The following is a 14,982-nucleotide window of genomic DNA, read 5'->3' as shown; positions in this document are numbered from 1 at the left end:
TGACTTATGAAAAAGATCAGGCATCCAGGTTGCGCGGCCAAACGTGCGCCGAGTAATGGCTTCCAGGCGCGTTCCAGGTTCCTGATGGGGCTTGCAACGCTGTGGGGCTTGCCAGGCTCCAGCGCAGCCGTGGGCCTGGGAGAAGGTTTCGACCTGGCCGCTCTGACGTCCCTCGGGATTGATCCGCAGGTGTCCGAGTACTTTCGCAGCGCGGCGCGCTTTCGCGAAGGCGTGCACGTGGTCGGGCTACGGGTCAATGGCACGCCGCTGGGGTTGGTTGATGCACGTTTCGATTATCAGGGCCAACTGTGTTTCACCCCGGCGCTACTGGCCAAGGCCGGTCTGGTCACGCCGTCCAGGGTGCTGCGCGAAGGCATCAACCCCGACCAGACCTGCCATGACTTCGTTGGGCAATACCCGGCGACCCTGGTACGGCTGCGGCCCAGCAGTGATGAGGTGACGCTGGTGGTGCCGACCCAGTCGCTGCGTACGCCGGAGTGGGAGGCCGGAAGTTTTTCCCAGGGCGGCGCGGCGGCTATCTTCAATTACACCGTGTTGGGTCAAGACACCCACTCGCGAAGTGGGCCCAGTCGCTTTGTGTCGGCGTACACAGAGGCAGGATTCAACCTGGGCAATTGGATTGTTCGCAGCCGCCAGTTTTATATTTCCGACAATGGCCGGGCGCGAACCGAGCAGGTGGATGCCTACGCCCAGCGTGACATTGCGGCGTTGCAGTCGACCTTCCAGGCGGGGCTGATCTCCAGTAACAACCCAATATTTGGGGGCGTACAACTGGCCGGCTTGCAGTTCTCCCCGGATGGTCAGCAACGCGGGGGAGCGGGCAACAGCGAGGTGGTGGTAGAAGGGCTGGCTCAGAGCCAGTCACGGGTTGAAGTCCGTCAGTCGGGCGCGTTGATCCATTCCACGTTGGTACCGGAAGGTCCGTTCAGGCTGAGCGGTCTACCGTTGCTGAACAGCACCAGCGACCTGGATGTGAGCGTGATTGATGTGCGCGGTGCAAAGCGCAGTTTCGTGGTGCCCGCTGCGTCTTTTCGCGGCGGGGCTCCGGTCACGCCGGGTTATTACTTTTCTCTTGGCAAGGTACGCCAGACATCCATCGATAGCCGGGAAGGGGACTCGCCCGTGGTCGTCATGGGTAGCGGAACCTGGGGGCTGGGCCAGCGCTCGTCGCTGGGCTTCGGTTTGCTCAGCACCGACGAGTACCGGTCGGCAGGCGGCACCCTGAGCAGCGTGTTTTTCCACCAGGTAACGGTGGGCGCGCGCCATAACCTGTCCCGCGAAGAGTTGGACGGGGTCGGGGGTTCGCGTAGCACGCTGTCTCTGGGCAGCCCCCTGTTCGCCAACCTCGAGATGAACCTGAGCGCCTCGACACAGAGCAGAGGCTACCGCGAAGTGCTGGACGCAGGACAGGCGTCACGGGGGTACGACCTTGATGCGCGTTTCAAGCGCCAGTACACGGCAGGAATGACCTGGACGGACCCCTTCATGGGGGGCTTTTCCCTCAGTTTCACCCGCAGCTCGCAGTTTGACGGACGGTCCACCGATCACCTGTTTGCGTCATGGAACAAATCGTTCAATGGCGTGGATGTTGCGCTGATCGCCGACGCACAGGTCGGTGGGGCCAGGCCTCGACGCCCGGACCGGATGGCGGGTGGTCGCCGCGATGAAAAGCTGGACGAGGACACCTCCCTCAGACTGCAGGTCACCCTGCCCCTGGGCGGCGATCGCCGCGTGAGTACCTACGTCAGTCGCCGAGGCGATCGCCTCGCCGCCGGCACGGCCCTAAGCGAGCGGGTCAACGACTATGTGGACTATGAAGTCGGTGTTGATCGAGACGTGAACGAGCGGGAACAGCGCGTGCGCGGTCGCTTAGACCTGTTACCGCTGTATACCCGCGTCAGCCTGGGCGTCACCCGTGATCCCTCGAGCACTCACTATTCCGGTCAGTTGCAAGGCGGCATCGTGGCCCATGAGCACGGGGTGACGTTCTCGCCTTATGCGGTGCAGGACACCTTTGGCATTGTCTCGGTGGGTGATATCGGTGCGGCTAAAATTTCCACGCCCCAAGGACCGGTATGGACCGACTTCAGCGGCCAGGCGGTGATTCCAGGGCTGCAGGCCTACGGCAACAACCATGTGCAGGTACAGACCCAGTCACTGCCCAGACGCGTTGATCTGAAGAATGGCACCAAGGTGCTCGCCGCTGGCCGTGGTTCGGTCAACATCCTCGATTTTGATGTGGTGAAAGTTCGTCGCCTGTTGCTTGAAGCCCAGGACGAACAGGGTCGCCCCTTGCCTCAAGGCGCCGCGGTGTTTGGCGACAGCAACAACTTTGTGACCAGTGTGGTAGGCGACGGCATGATTTTCCTCAGCAACATCGATGGGCCGCAAACCCTGAGGGTTTCATTGCCGGACTCGGCGTCCTGCCTGCTCCACATCAACCCTGAGCAAGAGCCTGACGATGACCAACTTTACGAAACCGCGCCGGTGGTATGCCGTGCCCGCTAAGCGGATGAACGGCCACCCTGCCGGCGGCCTATGCCTGTTGTGGGGCGTCCTGATGGCAACCCAGGCGCTTGCTGATGACTGCCGGATGACCCTGAGCGAGCCGAGGGTCGACTACGGGGTGATTCGTCCCACGCATGCGTCATTCGGGAGGGATGCAATGCGGCTCGATACGCAACGTACGCTGCACTTGAGTGTGCTTTGCGCTAATCCCGTCGCGATGGCGCTGCGCTTCAGTGGCGTACCCGCCGATGCACAAGGCTTTCAGTTTGGCCGGCAAGGGCGTTTCACCTTGAGCCTGAAACAGGCACAGGTGGATGGTCGGCCGGTCGCCTGGCAGCCCGACGAAACCGCTGGCGGGCGGCTGCTACCCGGTCGTGTGTTGTATGCGAGCGCAGCCGGTGCGCCGATGACGGGGCGTCGGTTGACCGCCCAGTTGGAGATCGAGGTTCAACTGCCGGCCGACGCCCTTGCGGTGCGCCGGGAGACGCTGCTGGAAGGACGCGGCCAGTTCGAACTGATCAGTCCGGCTGCTCCGTAGAGCCAATGAAGTTGGCCAGTTCGGCAGTTTGCGGGTGCGCAAACAGGTGCTTGGGGTCGCCCACTTCATGCACCTTGCCCTGGTGCATGAACACTAGCTTGTCGCCGACTTCCCGGGCAAAGCGCATTTCATGGGTCACCATGATCAGCGTCATGCCGTCCTTGGCCAATTGGCGCACCACGCTGAGCACTTCATTGACCAACTCCGGATCGAGGGCCGAAGTGATTTCATCGCACAGCAGCACCTTGGGTGACATTGCCAGGGCACGGGCGATTGCCACGCGTTGTTGCTGGCCGCCGGACAGGCGATCGGGAAAGGCGTCGAACTTTTCCCCCAGTCCGACGCGTTCCAGCATTTGCCTGGCCAACCGGGCCGCCTTGGCCTTGGGTACCTTTTGTACCACCTGCGGCGCAAGCATGACATTTTCGCCCACGGTCAAATGGGGAAACAGGTTGAACTGCTGGAACACCATGCCGACCTTCTGCCGCAGGCTGCGCAGGTCGGCGCGGGCGGCGTCGAGGTACTCGCCATCGACTTCGATCACGCCGTCGTTGATGGATTCCAGGCCGTTAAGGGTGCGCAGCAAGGTGGATTTGCCCGAGCCGCTGCGGCCGATGATCGCCACCACCTGGCCTTCTTCAACCGTCAGGTCGATGCCCTTGAGCACGTGGTGATCGCCGTAATACTTATGCAGGGCGGAAATTCTAAGCAGAGGCATGCAGTCTCCTTTCCAGGTAGCGCGCACTGAGGGACAGGGGGTAGCAGAGCAAAAAGTAACCAAGCGCCACCAGGCCATAGACCATGAAGGGCTCGAACGTGGCATTGGCGAGCATGCCGCCGGTCTTGGTCAGCTCGGTGAAGCCGATGATTGAGGTCACGGCGGTGCCTTTGACCACCTGCACCGAAAACCCCACGGTCGGCGCCACGGCAATCCGCAGGGCCTGGGGCAGGATCACGTAGCGCAGTTGTTCAAGCGGGTTCAGCGCCAGGCTGGCGGAGGCTTCCCATTGCCCGTGGGCGATGGAGTCAACGCAGCCGCGCCAGATTTCAGCGAGGTAGGCGCTGGTAAACAGAGTCAGGGCGATCGCCGCTGCCAGCCAGGGTGAAATATCCACACCCAGCAGAGCAACGCCGAAGAACACCAGAAATAACTGCATCAGCAGGGGCGTGCCCTGGAACAGTTCGATATAGGTGCGCGCAACATTGCGCGGGAAGGCCTTGCTACTGATGCGCAAGACCATCACCAGCAAACCGATCAGGCCCCCGCCGACAAACGCCACCAGCGACAGCAGCAGCGTCCATTGCAGGCCAGTGAGCAGGTTGCGAACAATGTCCCAGAACGAGAAATCACTCATTGGCTGTTCCTCATTACAAACCGCCGGCCGATCCAGTTGAGCAACTGGCGGATCATCAGCGCCATGCACAGGTACACCAGGGTAGTCAGGGCATAGGTCTCGAATGCACGGAAATTGCGTGACTGAATAAAGTTGGCGGCAAAGCTCAGCTCTTCGGTGGCGATCTGCGAACACACCGCTGAACCGAGCATCACGATGATGATCTGGCTGCTCAGCGCCGGCCACACCTTGCCCAGCGCCGGCAGCAGCACCACGTGACGGAACGCTTCGAAGCGGGTCATCGCCAGCGCGGCGGCGGCTTCCAGTTGCCCTTTGGGGATAGCCTGGATGCCGGCGCGGATGATCTCGGTGGAATAGGCGCCCAGGTTGATCACCATCGCCAGTACGGCGGCTTGCCACTCGGTGATCTTCAGCCCCAGGGACGGCAGGCCGAAAAAGATGAAAAACAATTGCACCAGGAACGGTGTGTTACGGATCAACTCGACATACACACCGAAGAGCCAGGCGAACGGCTGGATCTTCCACGCCCGCACCACGGCGCCGACGGTACCCAGGGCCACGCCGAGGATCGCGCCGATGGCCGTCAGCTCAAGGGTGAACAGCGCGCCGCGCAACAGCAGGTCGGTATTGGCCAACACCGGCACAAAGTCAAATTGATACGCCATGGGTCAGTTCCGCCGCTTCAGAGGTCTGCGGGCAGCGGCTCTTTGAGCCATTGCATCGCATTCTTTTCCAGGCTGCCGTCGGCCTTGGCCGCGACCAGGATCTGGTTGACCTTCTCCAGCAACGCCGGCTCGTTCTTGTTCACGCCCACGTACACCGGTGAGTCCTTGAGCTTCACTTTCAGCGCCGGCACGCGTTTCGGGTTGCGTTCGCTGATCGCCACCATCACCACGTTACCGCTGGCGATCAGGTCGACCTGGCCGGCCAGGTAGGCGGCGATGGTCGAGTTGTTGTCTTCGAAGCGTTTGATGGTGGCTTCCTTGGGCGCCACGGCGGTCAGCTCGATGTCTTCGATGGCGCCACGGGTCACGCTGATGGTCTTGCCCTTGAGGTCGTCTAGGGTGGCGATGGCCGCGTCAGGCGGTCCGAACACGGCCAGGTAGAACGGCGCATACGCCTTGGAGAAGTTAATGACCTTTTCCCGCTCGGGGTTCTTGCCCAGGCTGGAGATCACCAGGTCGACCTTGCCGGTGGTGAGGAACGGGATGCGGTTGGTGCTGTTGACCGGGGTCAGTTCCAGCTTGACCTTGAGTTGGTCGGCCAGCAGCCTGGCGGTGTCGATGTCCAGGCCGCGCGGCTTCATGTCGGGGCCGACCGAGCCGAACGGCGGAAAATCCTGGGGCACGGCGACCTTGAGCGTGCCACGCGCGACGATGTCGTCCAGACCATTGGCCTGGGCGGGTGCCTGGCTCAGCATCAGGCTTGCAAATAGGGCAGTGAGCAGGGCGCTGTAGCGCTTGGTCATGGCGACTCTCCGAGAAGGGCGAAGGAATTTTCTGGATTTGCTCAGTGCACAGCCCATGCCACCCTCTTCGGAATGCGCTGCGGTGCAGGGATTTATTGAGTTGCGGTGGTCTTACTGGTCTGAACAGTGAGCGGTTTTTTCGCACCCTTTTCGAGCGCTGGTAAAAACCAGCGAGCCCCTTTGGGGCGTGGCTTGCCGGCGATCGTGAATAGCTTTACAACTAGCGGCTCAGCTGACTGGAACCCTGAGTTTTCTATGAATTCCATAGCCCAAGCCGTACCGGAAGCGGCCTTGCAGGCCATCCGCAAACTGATCAAGGAGCAAGGCTTCGGGCCGGGCGATGCATTGCCGTCCCAGCGCGATCTGGCGGTGCAGTTAGGCGTGAGCCGGGCGTCGTTGCGCGAAGCATTGTCGTCCCTGAGTGCGCTGGGCGTGGTCAGTGTGCAGCCCGGCAAAGGCGTGTTCGTGCAGGCCGGCGAGGAATCGCCGGGGTTTGCCTGGCCGTTTGCGGCGCGGGCCACGCCGCTGGATATCTTCCAGTTGCGTTATGCCCTCGAAGGCTTCGCGGCGGGGTTGGCGGCGGTGACGCTGAGCATCAATGAACTGGACCGCCTGGAAGATAACGTCGAGGCCATGCGCAAAATGCTCAAGGCCGGCGACTTCGAAGCAGCGGCGCAGCTGGACTTTGAATTCCACCAGCGCATCCTGCTGGCCAGCGGCAACCAGGCCATGGTCAGTATCCTGAGCGCGAGTGCCGAGCTGTTTCTGGAGAGCCAGAAACTACCGTTCATCCGGCCGGAACGGGCCATGGAGACCTGGCAGGAGCATCGCAGAATCCTGCGCGCCCTGGCCCGGCGCGCGAGTGCGACGGCGCAGAAAACCATGCAGGAACATGTACGTAATGCAGCGTTGCGTACGGGTATCGCTTTTGTGACTCCCGTGTCGCCTTGACCCGGGCCATACCCAAACTCATGCACTGCCATAGCAAGACTCAATCAGCGGCTGCTTCCTGAACGGGGGAAGGGCGGCTATGATGGGTCACGTTTTTTTTGCTTACAATCCGGAGACATCCATGAGCAACGATCTTATCAAGCACGTCACCGACGCGACCTTTGAGGCCGAAGTACTCAAGGCTCAGGGCCCGGTGCTGGTTGACTACTGGGCTGAATGGTGTGGCCCTTGCAAAATGATCGCTCCAGTCCTGGACGACATTGCAACCACTTACGAAGGCAAGCTGACCATTGCCAAGCTGAACATCGACGACAATCAGGAAACCCCTGCCAAGCACGGCGTGCGTGGTATCCCGACCCTGATGCTGTTCAAGAACGGCAACGTCGAAGCCACCAAAGTTGGCGCGCTGTCGAAGTCCCAGCTGCAAGCTTTCCTCGACGCCAACATCTAAGCGTCGTGAAAAAGGCCCCGCAAATCGCGGGGCTTTTTCGTTAAACAGGGCTAGACGCTCCGAAACTCAGGTGGTACATTCGGCCCCGCACTGGTTTCTCCACTGCCCCCTGCAAGCCGTCGCCGACGCATTCCTTTTCGATAGTACGCGATCATGTCGCCTTCTCTGCGGCGCGGCCTCATTAAGCCAAAAGCTTAATTTCCCCCCTCCATAAATGATTACGTCATTCCTATATGAATCTGACTGAACTCAAGCAAAAGCCGATTACCGACCTGCTCCAACTGGCCGAAGAAATGGGCATAGAAAATATGGCCCGTTCGCGCAAGCAGGACGTGATTTTCTCCCTGCTCAAGAAGCACGCGAAAAGCGGCGAGGAAATCTCCGGTGATGGCGTGCTGGAGATTCTCCAGGACGGCTTCGGCTTCCTCCGCTCCGCAGACGCCTCCTATCTTGCCGGCCCAGACGATATCTACGTCTCGCCGAGCCAGATCCGTCGCTTCAACTTGCGCACCGGTGACACCATCGTTGGCAAGATCCGTCCACCGAAGGAAGGCGAGCGTTATTTCGCCCTGCTCAAGGTCGACACGATCAACTTCGATCGTCCCGAGAACGCGAAAAACAAGATTCTCTTCGAGAACCTGACGCCGCTGTTCCCGACGGTGCGCATGAAAATGGAAGCCGGCAACGGCTCCACCGAAGACTTGACCGGTCGTGTGATCGACCTGTGCGCCCCGATCGGCAAGGGCCAGCGTGGCCTGATCGTCGCACCGCCGAAGGCCGGTAAAACGATCATGCTGCAGAACATTGCAGCGAACATCGCACGTAACAATCCGGAAGTTCACCTGATCGTGCTGTTGATCGATGAGCGCCCGGAAGAAGTGACCGAAATGCAACGCACCGTGCGTGGCGAAGTGGTTGCATCGACGTTCGATGAGCCGCCAACCCGCCACGTGCAGGTTGCCGAAATGGTGATCGAGAAGGCCAAGCGCCTGGTCGAACACAAGAAGGACGTGGTGATCCTGCTCGACTCCATCACCCGTCTGGCGCGTGCCTACAACACCGTGATCCCGAGCTCCGGCAAGGTCTTGACCGGTGGTGTCGATGCCCACGCCCTGGAGAAACCGAAGCGTTTCTTCGGCGCCGCGCGCAACATCGAAGAAGGCGGCTCGCTGACCATCATCGCCACCGCGCTGGTTGAAACCGGCTCGAAGATGGACGAAGTGATCTACGAAGAGTTCAAGGGTACCGGCAACATGGAACTGCCCCTGGACCGTCGCATCGCGGAAAAGCGCGTGTTCCCGGCAATCAACATCAACCGTTCCGGCACCCGCCGCGAAGAGTTGCTGACTGCCGACGACGAACTGCAGCGTATGTGGATCCTGCGCAAGCTGCTGCACCCGATGGACGAAGTTGCGGCCATCGAGTTCCTGATCGACAAGCTGAAAACCACGAAGACCAACGACGAGTTCTTCTTGTCGATGAAGCGTAAGTAATACGACGTTTCAGGTCCGGAAGAATGGCGCCCTCAGGGGCGCCATTTTTTTTGCGTCGGTTTTTTAAACATTCTCTGTACCCAAATGCACCGCGATAGGCTGCCAGCTGCGGTCATAGCAGGTAGGATGTACGTCTATTTTACGGGTGGCATGGTTAATGAAATTCAAGGATCTTCGGGATTTCGTGCAGCAACTTGAGCAGCGCGGAGAGTTGAAACGTATCCAGATGCCGATCTCACCGGTGCTGGAAATGACTGAGATTTGCGACCGCACCCTGCGCAGCAAGGGCCCGGCGTTGCTGTTCGAGAAACCGACTGGCTTTGATATCCCGGTGCTCGGCAACTTGTTCGGGACACCCGAGCGCGTGGCCTTTGGCATGGGCGCCGAGTCGGTCAGCGAGCTGCGCGAGATCGGCAAGCTGCTGGCCTTCCTCAAGGAGCCAGAACCGCCCAAGGGGCTCAAGGATGCCTGGTCGAAACTGCCGATCTTTCGCAAGATTATTGCCATGGCCCCCAAGGTGGTTAAGGACGCGGCGTGCCAGGAAGTGGTCATCGAAGGTGATGATGTCGACCTCGCCATGCTGCCGGTGCAGACCTGTTGGCCCGGCGACGTTGGCCCGCTGATCACCTGGGGCTTGACCGTCACCAAGGGCCCGAACAAGGACCGCCAGAACCTCGGTATCTACCGTCAGCAAGTGATCGGCCGCAACAAGGTGATCATGCGCTGGCTGAGCCACCGTGGCGGCGCCCTGGACTACCGCGAGTGGTGCGAAAAACACCCCGGCAAACCGTTCCCGGTTTCTGTGGCCCTGGGCGCCGACCCGGCCACCATCCTCGGCGCTGTCACGCCAGTGCCGGACAGCCTCTCCGAATACGCCTTCGCGGGTCTGCTGCGCGGTAACCGCACCGAGTTGGTGAAGTGCCGTGGCAACGACCTGCAAGTGCCGGCCACCGCCGAAATCATCCTGGAAGGTGTGATTCATCCCGGCGAAATGGCGGATGAAGGCCCGTACGGCGACCACACCGGCTACTACAACGAAGTCGACAGCTTCCCGGTGTTCACCGTCGAGCGCATCACCCATCGGATCAAGCCGATTTATCACAGCACCTACACCGGCCGGCCGCCGGATGAGCCGGCCATCCTGGGCGTGGCGCTCAACGAAGTGTTCGTGCCGATCCTGCAGAAGCAGTTTCCTGAAATCACCGACTTCTACCTGCCGCCGGAAGGCTGCTCGTACCGCATGGCCATCGTGACCATGAAGAAGTCGTACCCGGGCCATGCCAAGCGGGTAATGCTCGGTGTGTGGTCGTTTTTGCGACAGTTCATGTACACCAAGTTCGTTATTGTCACCGACGATGACATCAATGCCCGCGACTGGAACGACGTGATCTGGGCCATCACCACCCGCATGGACCCCAAGCGCGACACGGTGATGATCGACAATACACCGATCGACTACCTCGACTTCGCCTCGCCGGTGTCGGGCCTGGGGTCGAAAATGGGCCTGGATGCCACCCACAAATGGCCGGGTGAAACCACCCGCGAGTGGGGTCGAGTGATCGTCAAGGATGAAGCGGTCACCGCCCGTGTCGATGCGATCTGGAAAGAACTGGGAATAGATTGATGCGTGTAACCCTGCAACCTTCCGGCGCCGTGCTGGAGCTGGTCCCCGGCGAGCGAATCCTCGAAGGCGCGCGCCGCCTGGGCTACGAATGCCCCCAGGCCTGTCGCAACGGCGTATGCCACGTGTGCGCCGCGCTGCTGGTGGAGGGGCGGGTGCGGCAAGGTGGTGAAGTGCGCGACCACGGCGAGTTCTACACCTGCATCGCAGAGCCGCTGGAAGACTGCATTGTGTTGTGGGATGGCGTGCTGGCGCCTGGAGAGTTGCCGTTGCGCAAGTTGTCGTGCCAATTGAGTGAATGTGTGGACGTCGGCGGTGATGTGTGGCGCGTGCGCCTGCTGGCTCCGGCCGGTAAAGCGGTGCGGTACCACGCCGGGCAATACCTGATGATCGAGCGCGAAAGCGGCGAGAAATCGGCATTCTCCCTGGCGTCGGCACCTCACGCCGGGCGCGAGTTGGAGCTGCACGTACTGGCCCGCGAAGACAGCGCGCGCACCTTGCTGGAGCAACTGCAGCGAAACCGGATGGCCCGCGTCGAGCTGCCGTTCGGCGACACCCACCTGGCCGAGCTGCCGGATGGGCCGTTGGTGCTGATCGCCGCCGGTACGGGCATGGCGCAGATGCACAGCCTGATCGAACATTGCCGCGCCACCGGCTTCAAGCACCCGGTGCACCTGTACTGGGGCGTGCGTCGCCCGGACGATTTCTACCGGATCGAACACTGGGACCAGTGGCGGCAACTGCCCAACTTGTTCCTGCACAAAATCGTCAGCGATGTGTGCGGCTGGGAAGGGCGCTGCGGGTTGTTGCATGAAGCGGTGTGCGAAGACATCGCTGACCTCAAATCGGTGCATGTCTATGCCAGCGGTTCGCCGGCCATGATCTACGGCACGCTGGATGCCCTGGTCGACGCCGGTATGGATGCGCACCAGATGCGTGCGGATGTGTTCGCCTACGCCCCCAGGCCCTGAAGCTTTGCACTGACTGACTGTGGGAGCTGGCTTGCCTGCGATAGCGGTGGGCTAGTCGACGAATGTTGCACTGACCCACCGCTATCGCAGGCAAGCCAGCTCCCACACGGGCATGGGCTTATTCGCTTACGGTATTTAGCCATTCAGCCAAATGTCCTTAAGCTATATCTGAAATGGCCAGCTTATTGCTGCTGGTTTGACTACGATAAAGTTTGCTTACACGGGTAACACAGGAGGCGCACCGCTTTTCGCCATGACCGCCATTGAAACCGATCTTCTGCAATTGGCTTACCCTCCGCGCCTCGATCTGGGGCCGCAACTCACTCACGAACAATTGATGAGTTCGATGCAAGCCACCATGGCTCTGCATAAGGGTGGGCCGGTCTGGCTATTTGCGTACGGTTCACTGATCTGGCGCCCCGAATGCTCCTCGACCGAGCGGGTGCGGGCGCGGGTTCATGGTTATCACCGCGGCCTTTACCTTTGGTCCCACGAGCATCGGGGGACGCCGGAAATCCCGGGTTTGGTCTTCGGCCTGGATCGCGGTGGCTCGTGCAGCGGGTTTGCCTACCGTTTGCCTGAAGACCAGCTGGAAGCGTCGCTCTACGCTTTGTGGCAGCGCGAAATGCCGTATCCGTCCTACCGACCGCACTGGCTCAGTTGTCGTCTGGAAGATGGCACTACGGTGCAGGCGTTGGGGTTTGTGTTGGAGCGACACCTGCCCAGCTACGCCGGCAACTTGCCCGATATCGTGCTGAACCATGTGTTGCAAAGCGCTTGTGGGCGTTACGGCACTACCCGCGATTATGTCGAGCAGACCGTCAACGCCCTGCGCAGCCACGCCATGCCAGATAAAAACCTGGAGGCGCGGCTCAAGCGTTGTGCGAAGGATTGCGCAGCGATTAACGCGCCGAGCTGACGCTGTTGGTGTGCCACAGCGTTGGGATCAGGAAAGCGATTGCCAGTACGCACGCACCAATCAGCAGCACAAATCCGCCGTCCCAGCCGAAATGGTCCACGGTGTAGCCCATGGCCGCGCTGGCTGCCACAGAGCCGCCCAGGTAACCGAACAGACCGGTGAAGCCCGCGGCAGTGCCGGCAGCTTTCTTCGGTGCCAATTCCAGTGCCTGCAGGCCGATCAGCATCACCGGGCCGTAGATCAGGAAGCCGATGGAAACCAGCGCGATCATGTCGACCATCGGGTTGCCCGGCGGGTTGAGCCAGTACACCAGCGTCGCCACGGTCACCAGGGCCATGAACACAATGCCGGTCAGGCCACGGTTGCCACGAAAGATCTTGTCCGACATCCAGCCGCACAGCAGCGTGCCGGGGATACCCGCCCATTCATAGAAGAAGTAAGCCCAGGACGACTTGTCGACCGTGAAGTGCTTGGCTTCTTTCAGGTAGGTCGGTGCCCAGTCCAGCACGCCGTAGCGCAGCAGGTAGACGAACACGTTGGCGAAAGCGATGTACCACAGCATTTTGTTGCGCAGCACGTACTTGACGAAAATTTCCTTGGCGCTGAATTCGTCTTCGTGGCTGTCGTCGTAGCCTTCCGGGTAATCGTTCTTGTACTTCTCGATGGGCGGCAGGCCGACCGATTGCGGGGTGTCGCGCATAGTGATGAAGGCAAAGGCCGCCACTGCCAGCGCCACCGTGGCCGGCACGTAGAACGCTGCATGCCAGTCGTTGAACCAAGCCATGCCCAAAAGGAACAGCGGGCCGATCAGGCCGCCGCCAACGTTATGCGCCACGTTCCACACCGACACCACGCCGCCGCGTTCTTTCTGCGACCACCAGTGCACCATGGTCCGCCCACTTGGCGGCCAGCCCATGCCTTGGGCCCAGCCGTTGATGAACAGCAAAATGAACATCATGGTCACGCTGGACGTCGCCCAAGGCGCGAAACCGAAAATGAACATCACCCCGGCGGACACCAGCAGGCCGAAGGGCAGGAAGTAGCGTGGGTTGGAGCGGTCGGACACCAGGCCCATGAGGAACTTGGACAAGCCGTAGGCAATCGCGATGGCCGACATCGCCAGGCCCAGTTCGCCGCGGGTGTACCCCTCGTCGATGAGGTAGGGCATGGCCAGGGAAAAGTTCTTGCGCAGCAGGTAGTACCCGGCATAGCCGAAGAAGATGCCGGCGAAGATCTGCCAGCGCAGACGCCGGTAGGTGCTGTCTATTTTTTCTTCAGGCAGGGGCGCCTGGTGGGCGGCAGGACGAAAGAAAGCAAACATTCAAGAGCTCCAGATTTCTTGTTTTGACTGCGGATGCGAATGTTACAGTTTCGTTACCGAAAATAGCATCGCCTCCTATCTGCAAACACAGGAAATGAGAGCAATTGCATGTTCTTTTACGAACATGTCGCGGATAGATAAATAGTGGTCGTGATTGAAGCTCGGGATCGCTGAAGATCGAATGTGGGAGCTGGCTTGCCTGCGATAGCGGTGGGTCAGCCAACACACATTTCGCTGATAGACCGCTATCGCAGGCAAGCCAGCTCCCACACTGACCGTATTTCACATCAATTAGCGGATTTGGACGACGACTTTGCCCACCGCTTTGCGTTGTCCCAGATCATTGATCGCCTGGGCCGCCTGCTCCAGGGGATACACCTGCGACACCAACGGCTTGAGCTTGCCGTCGGCATACCAGCCAAACAGCTGCTGAAAATTCGCCGCATTATCCTGCGGCTGGCGCTGGGCGAACGATCCCCAGAACACCCCAACCACCGCCGCGCCCTTGAGCAGTGCCAGGTTCACCGGCAGCTCGGGAATGCGCCCGCTGGCAAACCCCACCACCAGCAGACGGCCGTTCCAGCCGATGGCGCGGATGGCCTGGTCAAACAGGTCGCCGCCTACCGGGTCGTAGATCACATCGGCACCGTTGCCGTCGGTGAGGCGCTTGATCTCGTCTTTCAGGCTGGCTTCGCTGTAATTGATCAGCTCATCCGCGCCGGCGGCCTTGGCCACGGCGAGCTTTTCGGCACTGCTGGCGGCGGCAATTACCCGCGCGCCCATGGCTTTACCGATTTCCACTGCGGCCAGGCCCACGCCACCGGAGGCGCCGAGTACTAGCAGGGTTTCGCCCGGTTGCAGCTTGGCCCGCTGTTTCAGCGCGTGCATGGAGGTGCCGTAGGTCATGCTGAACGCGGCAGCGGTATTGAAGTCCATGCTCGGCGGGATCGGCAGCACGTTGTAGCCCGGCACCGCCACCTGCTCGGCAAAGCTGCCCCAGCCGGTCAGCGCCATAACCCGGTCGCCGACTTTCAGGTGGCTGACCTTCTCCCCGACTTCACTGATCACACCTGCCGCTTCGCCACCCGGTGAAAACGGGAAGGGCGGCTTGAACTGGTACTTGCCCTCGATGATCAGGGTGTCCGGGAAGTTGACCCCAGCGGCATGCACGTCCAGCAGGATTTCGTTCTTCTTGATCGTAGGGCTCACGATCTCTTCCAGCACCAGGGTTTCGGCGGGGCCGAAGGCTTTGCACAGCACAGCTTTCATCGGACTATTCCTTTTGGCGTCGTGGCCGATAAGTGTAGGAGGGTGCGCTCGTGGGTCAACGAGCATGCCCAGGCCTGATAAGTCGCCATAAGCTTG

14 protein-coding genes are annotated in these 14,982 nt (G+C 60.8%); 8 read left to right on the top strand and 6 right to left on the bottom strand.

The window, feature by feature from the left end; all coding sequences use genetic code 11:
• Window positions 1-84 precede the first annotated feature (84 nt).
• Window positions 85-2,529 carry a fimbria/pilus outer membrane usher protein gene (locus tag KVG91_RS12155; RefSeq protein ID WP_169377972.1) on the top strand — a complete coding sequence of 815 codons (2,445 nt, stop codon included), beginning with the start codon at window positions 85-87 and terminating at the stop codon, window positions 2,527-2,529.
• A 4-nt stretch (window positions 2,530-2,533) separates the two neighbouring features.
• Complete coding sequence (locus tag KVG91_RS12150; RefSeq protein WP_169377971.1) at window positions 2,534-3,067, top strand: DUF1120 domain-containing protein; 534 nt, start codon at window positions 2,534-2,536, stop codon at window positions 3,065-3,067.
• On the opposite strand, the gene KVG91_RS12145 is transcribed toward KVG91_RS12150, so the two are convergent.
• Genes KVG91_RS12145 through KVG91_RS12130 form a run of 4 tightly spaced genes read right to left on the bottom strand, consistent with a single transcriptional unit; the run spans window position 3,048 to window position 5,890 of the window.
• Complete coding sequence (locus KVG91_RS12145; RefSeq protein WP_169377956.1) at window positions 3,048-3,785, bottom strand: amino acid ABC transporter ATP-binding protein; 738 nt, start codon at window positions 3,783-3,785, stop codon at window positions 3,048-3,050. The genes KVG91_RS12150 and KVG91_RS12145 overlap by 20 nt on opposite strands.
• Window positions 3,772-4,422 carry an amino acid ABC transporter permease gene (locus tag KVG91_RS12140; RefSeq protein ID WP_076951977.1) on the bottom strand — a complete coding sequence of 217 codons (651 nt, stop codon included), beginning with the start codon at window positions 4,420-4,422 and terminating at the stop codon, window positions 3,772-3,774. Before KVG91_RS12140 ends, KVG91_RS12145 begins: the two co-directional genes overlap by 14 nt.
• Window positions 4,419-5,087 carry an amino acid ABC transporter permease gene (locus KVG91_RS12135; protein ID WP_169377955.1) on the bottom strand — a complete coding sequence of 223 codons (669 nt, stop codon included), beginning with the start codon at window positions 5,085-5,087 and terminating at the stop codon, window positions 4,419-4,421. The genes KVG91_RS12140 and KVG91_RS12135 overlap by 4 nt, the downstream gene beginning before the upstream one ends.
• A 17-nt stretch (window positions 5,088-5,104) precedes the next feature.
• Window positions 5,105-5,890: a transporter substrate-binding domain-containing protein gene (locus KVG91_RS12130; protein WP_169377954.1), complete on the bottom strand. Its 786-nt coding sequence runs from the start codon at window positions 5,888-5,890 to the stop codon at window positions 5,105-5,107.
• 255 nt (window positions 5,891-6,145) lie between these two features.
• On the opposite strand from KVG91_RS12130, the gene KVG91_RS12125 reads away from it, so the two are divergent.
• The 6 genes from KVG91_RS12125 (at window position 6,146) to KVG91_RS12100 (ending at window position 12,296) form a co-directional block, all read left to right on the top strand.
• Window positions 6,146-6,841: a FadR/GntR family transcriptional regulator gene (locus tag KVG91_RS12125; RefSeq protein ID WP_169377953.1), complete on the top strand. Its 696-nt coding sequence runs from the start codon at window positions 6,146-6,148 to the stop codon at window positions 6,839-6,841.
• A 121-nt stretch (window positions 6,842-6,962) separates the two neighbouring features.
• Window positions 6,963-7,292, top strand: a complete 330-nt coding sequence (gene trxA, locus KVG91_RS12120; RefSeq protein ID WP_003213989.1) for a thioredoxin TrxA — start codon at window positions 6,963-6,965, stop codon at window positions 7,290-7,292.
• Window positions 7,293-7,525: 233 nt separating this feature from the next.
• Complete coding sequence (rho, locus tag KVG91_RS12115) at window positions 7,526-8,785, top strand: transcription termination factor Rho (RefSeq protein WP_003176825.1); 1,260 nt, start codon at window positions 7,526-7,528, stop codon at window positions 8,783-8,785.
• Window positions 8,786-8,942: 157 nt separating this feature from the next.
• Entirely contained in the window at window positions 8,943-10,409 is a 1,467-nt protein-coding gene (ubiD, locus tag KVG91_RS12110) for a 4-hydroxy-3-polyprenylbenzoate decarboxylase (RefSeq protein WP_169377952.1), read from the top strand.
• A complete protein-coding gene (locus tag KVG91_RS12105) occupies window positions 10,409-11,377 on the top strand; it encodes a CDP-6-deoxy-delta-3,4-glucoseen reductase (protein ID WP_169377951.1) in 969 nt (322 codons plus the stop codon). Before ubiD ends, KVG91_RS12105 begins: the two co-directional genes overlap by 1 nt.
• Window positions 11,378-11,630: 253 nt before the next feature.
• The gene (locus tag KVG91_RS12100) at window positions 11,631-12,296 is read left to right on the top strand and encodes a gamma-glutamylcyclotransferase (protein WP_169377950.1); all 666 of its coding nucleotides are present in this window, start codon (window positions 11,631-11,633) and stop codon (window positions 12,294-12,296) included.
• Here the strand turns inward: KVG91_RS12100 and glpT are convergent.
• Together glpT and KVG91_RS12090 are read right to left on the bottom strand one after the other, a co-directional pair.
• Window positions 12,280-13,617, bottom strand: coding sequence for a glycerol-3-phosphate transporter (glpT, locus tag KVG91_RS12095; protein WP_169377949.1), 1,338 nt, complete (start codon window positions 13,615-13,617; stop codon window positions 12,280-12,282). The two genes, KVG91_RS12100 and glpT, sit on opposite strands and share 17 nt — an antisense overlap.
• A 291-nt stretch (window positions 13,618-13,908) precedes the next feature.
• The gene (locus tag KVG91_RS12090) at window positions 13,909-14,886 is read right to left on the bottom strand and encodes an NADPH:quinone oxidoreductase family protein (protein ID WP_169377948.1); all 978 of its coding nucleotides are present in this window, start codon (window positions 14,884-14,886) and stop codon (window positions 13,909-13,911) included.
• Window positions 14,887-14,982 lie beyond the last annotated feature (96 nt).

Origin of the sequence: Pseudomonas azadiae (assembly GCF_019145355.1) — a bacterium.
GTDB lineage: Bacteria > Pseudomonadota > Gammaproteobacteria > Pseudomonadales > Pseudomonadaceae > Aquipseudomonas > Aquipseudomonas azadiae.
The sequence above is the reverse complement of the archived record's forward strand: the minus strand, read 5'-3'. Positions and strand labels throughout refer to the sequence as shown.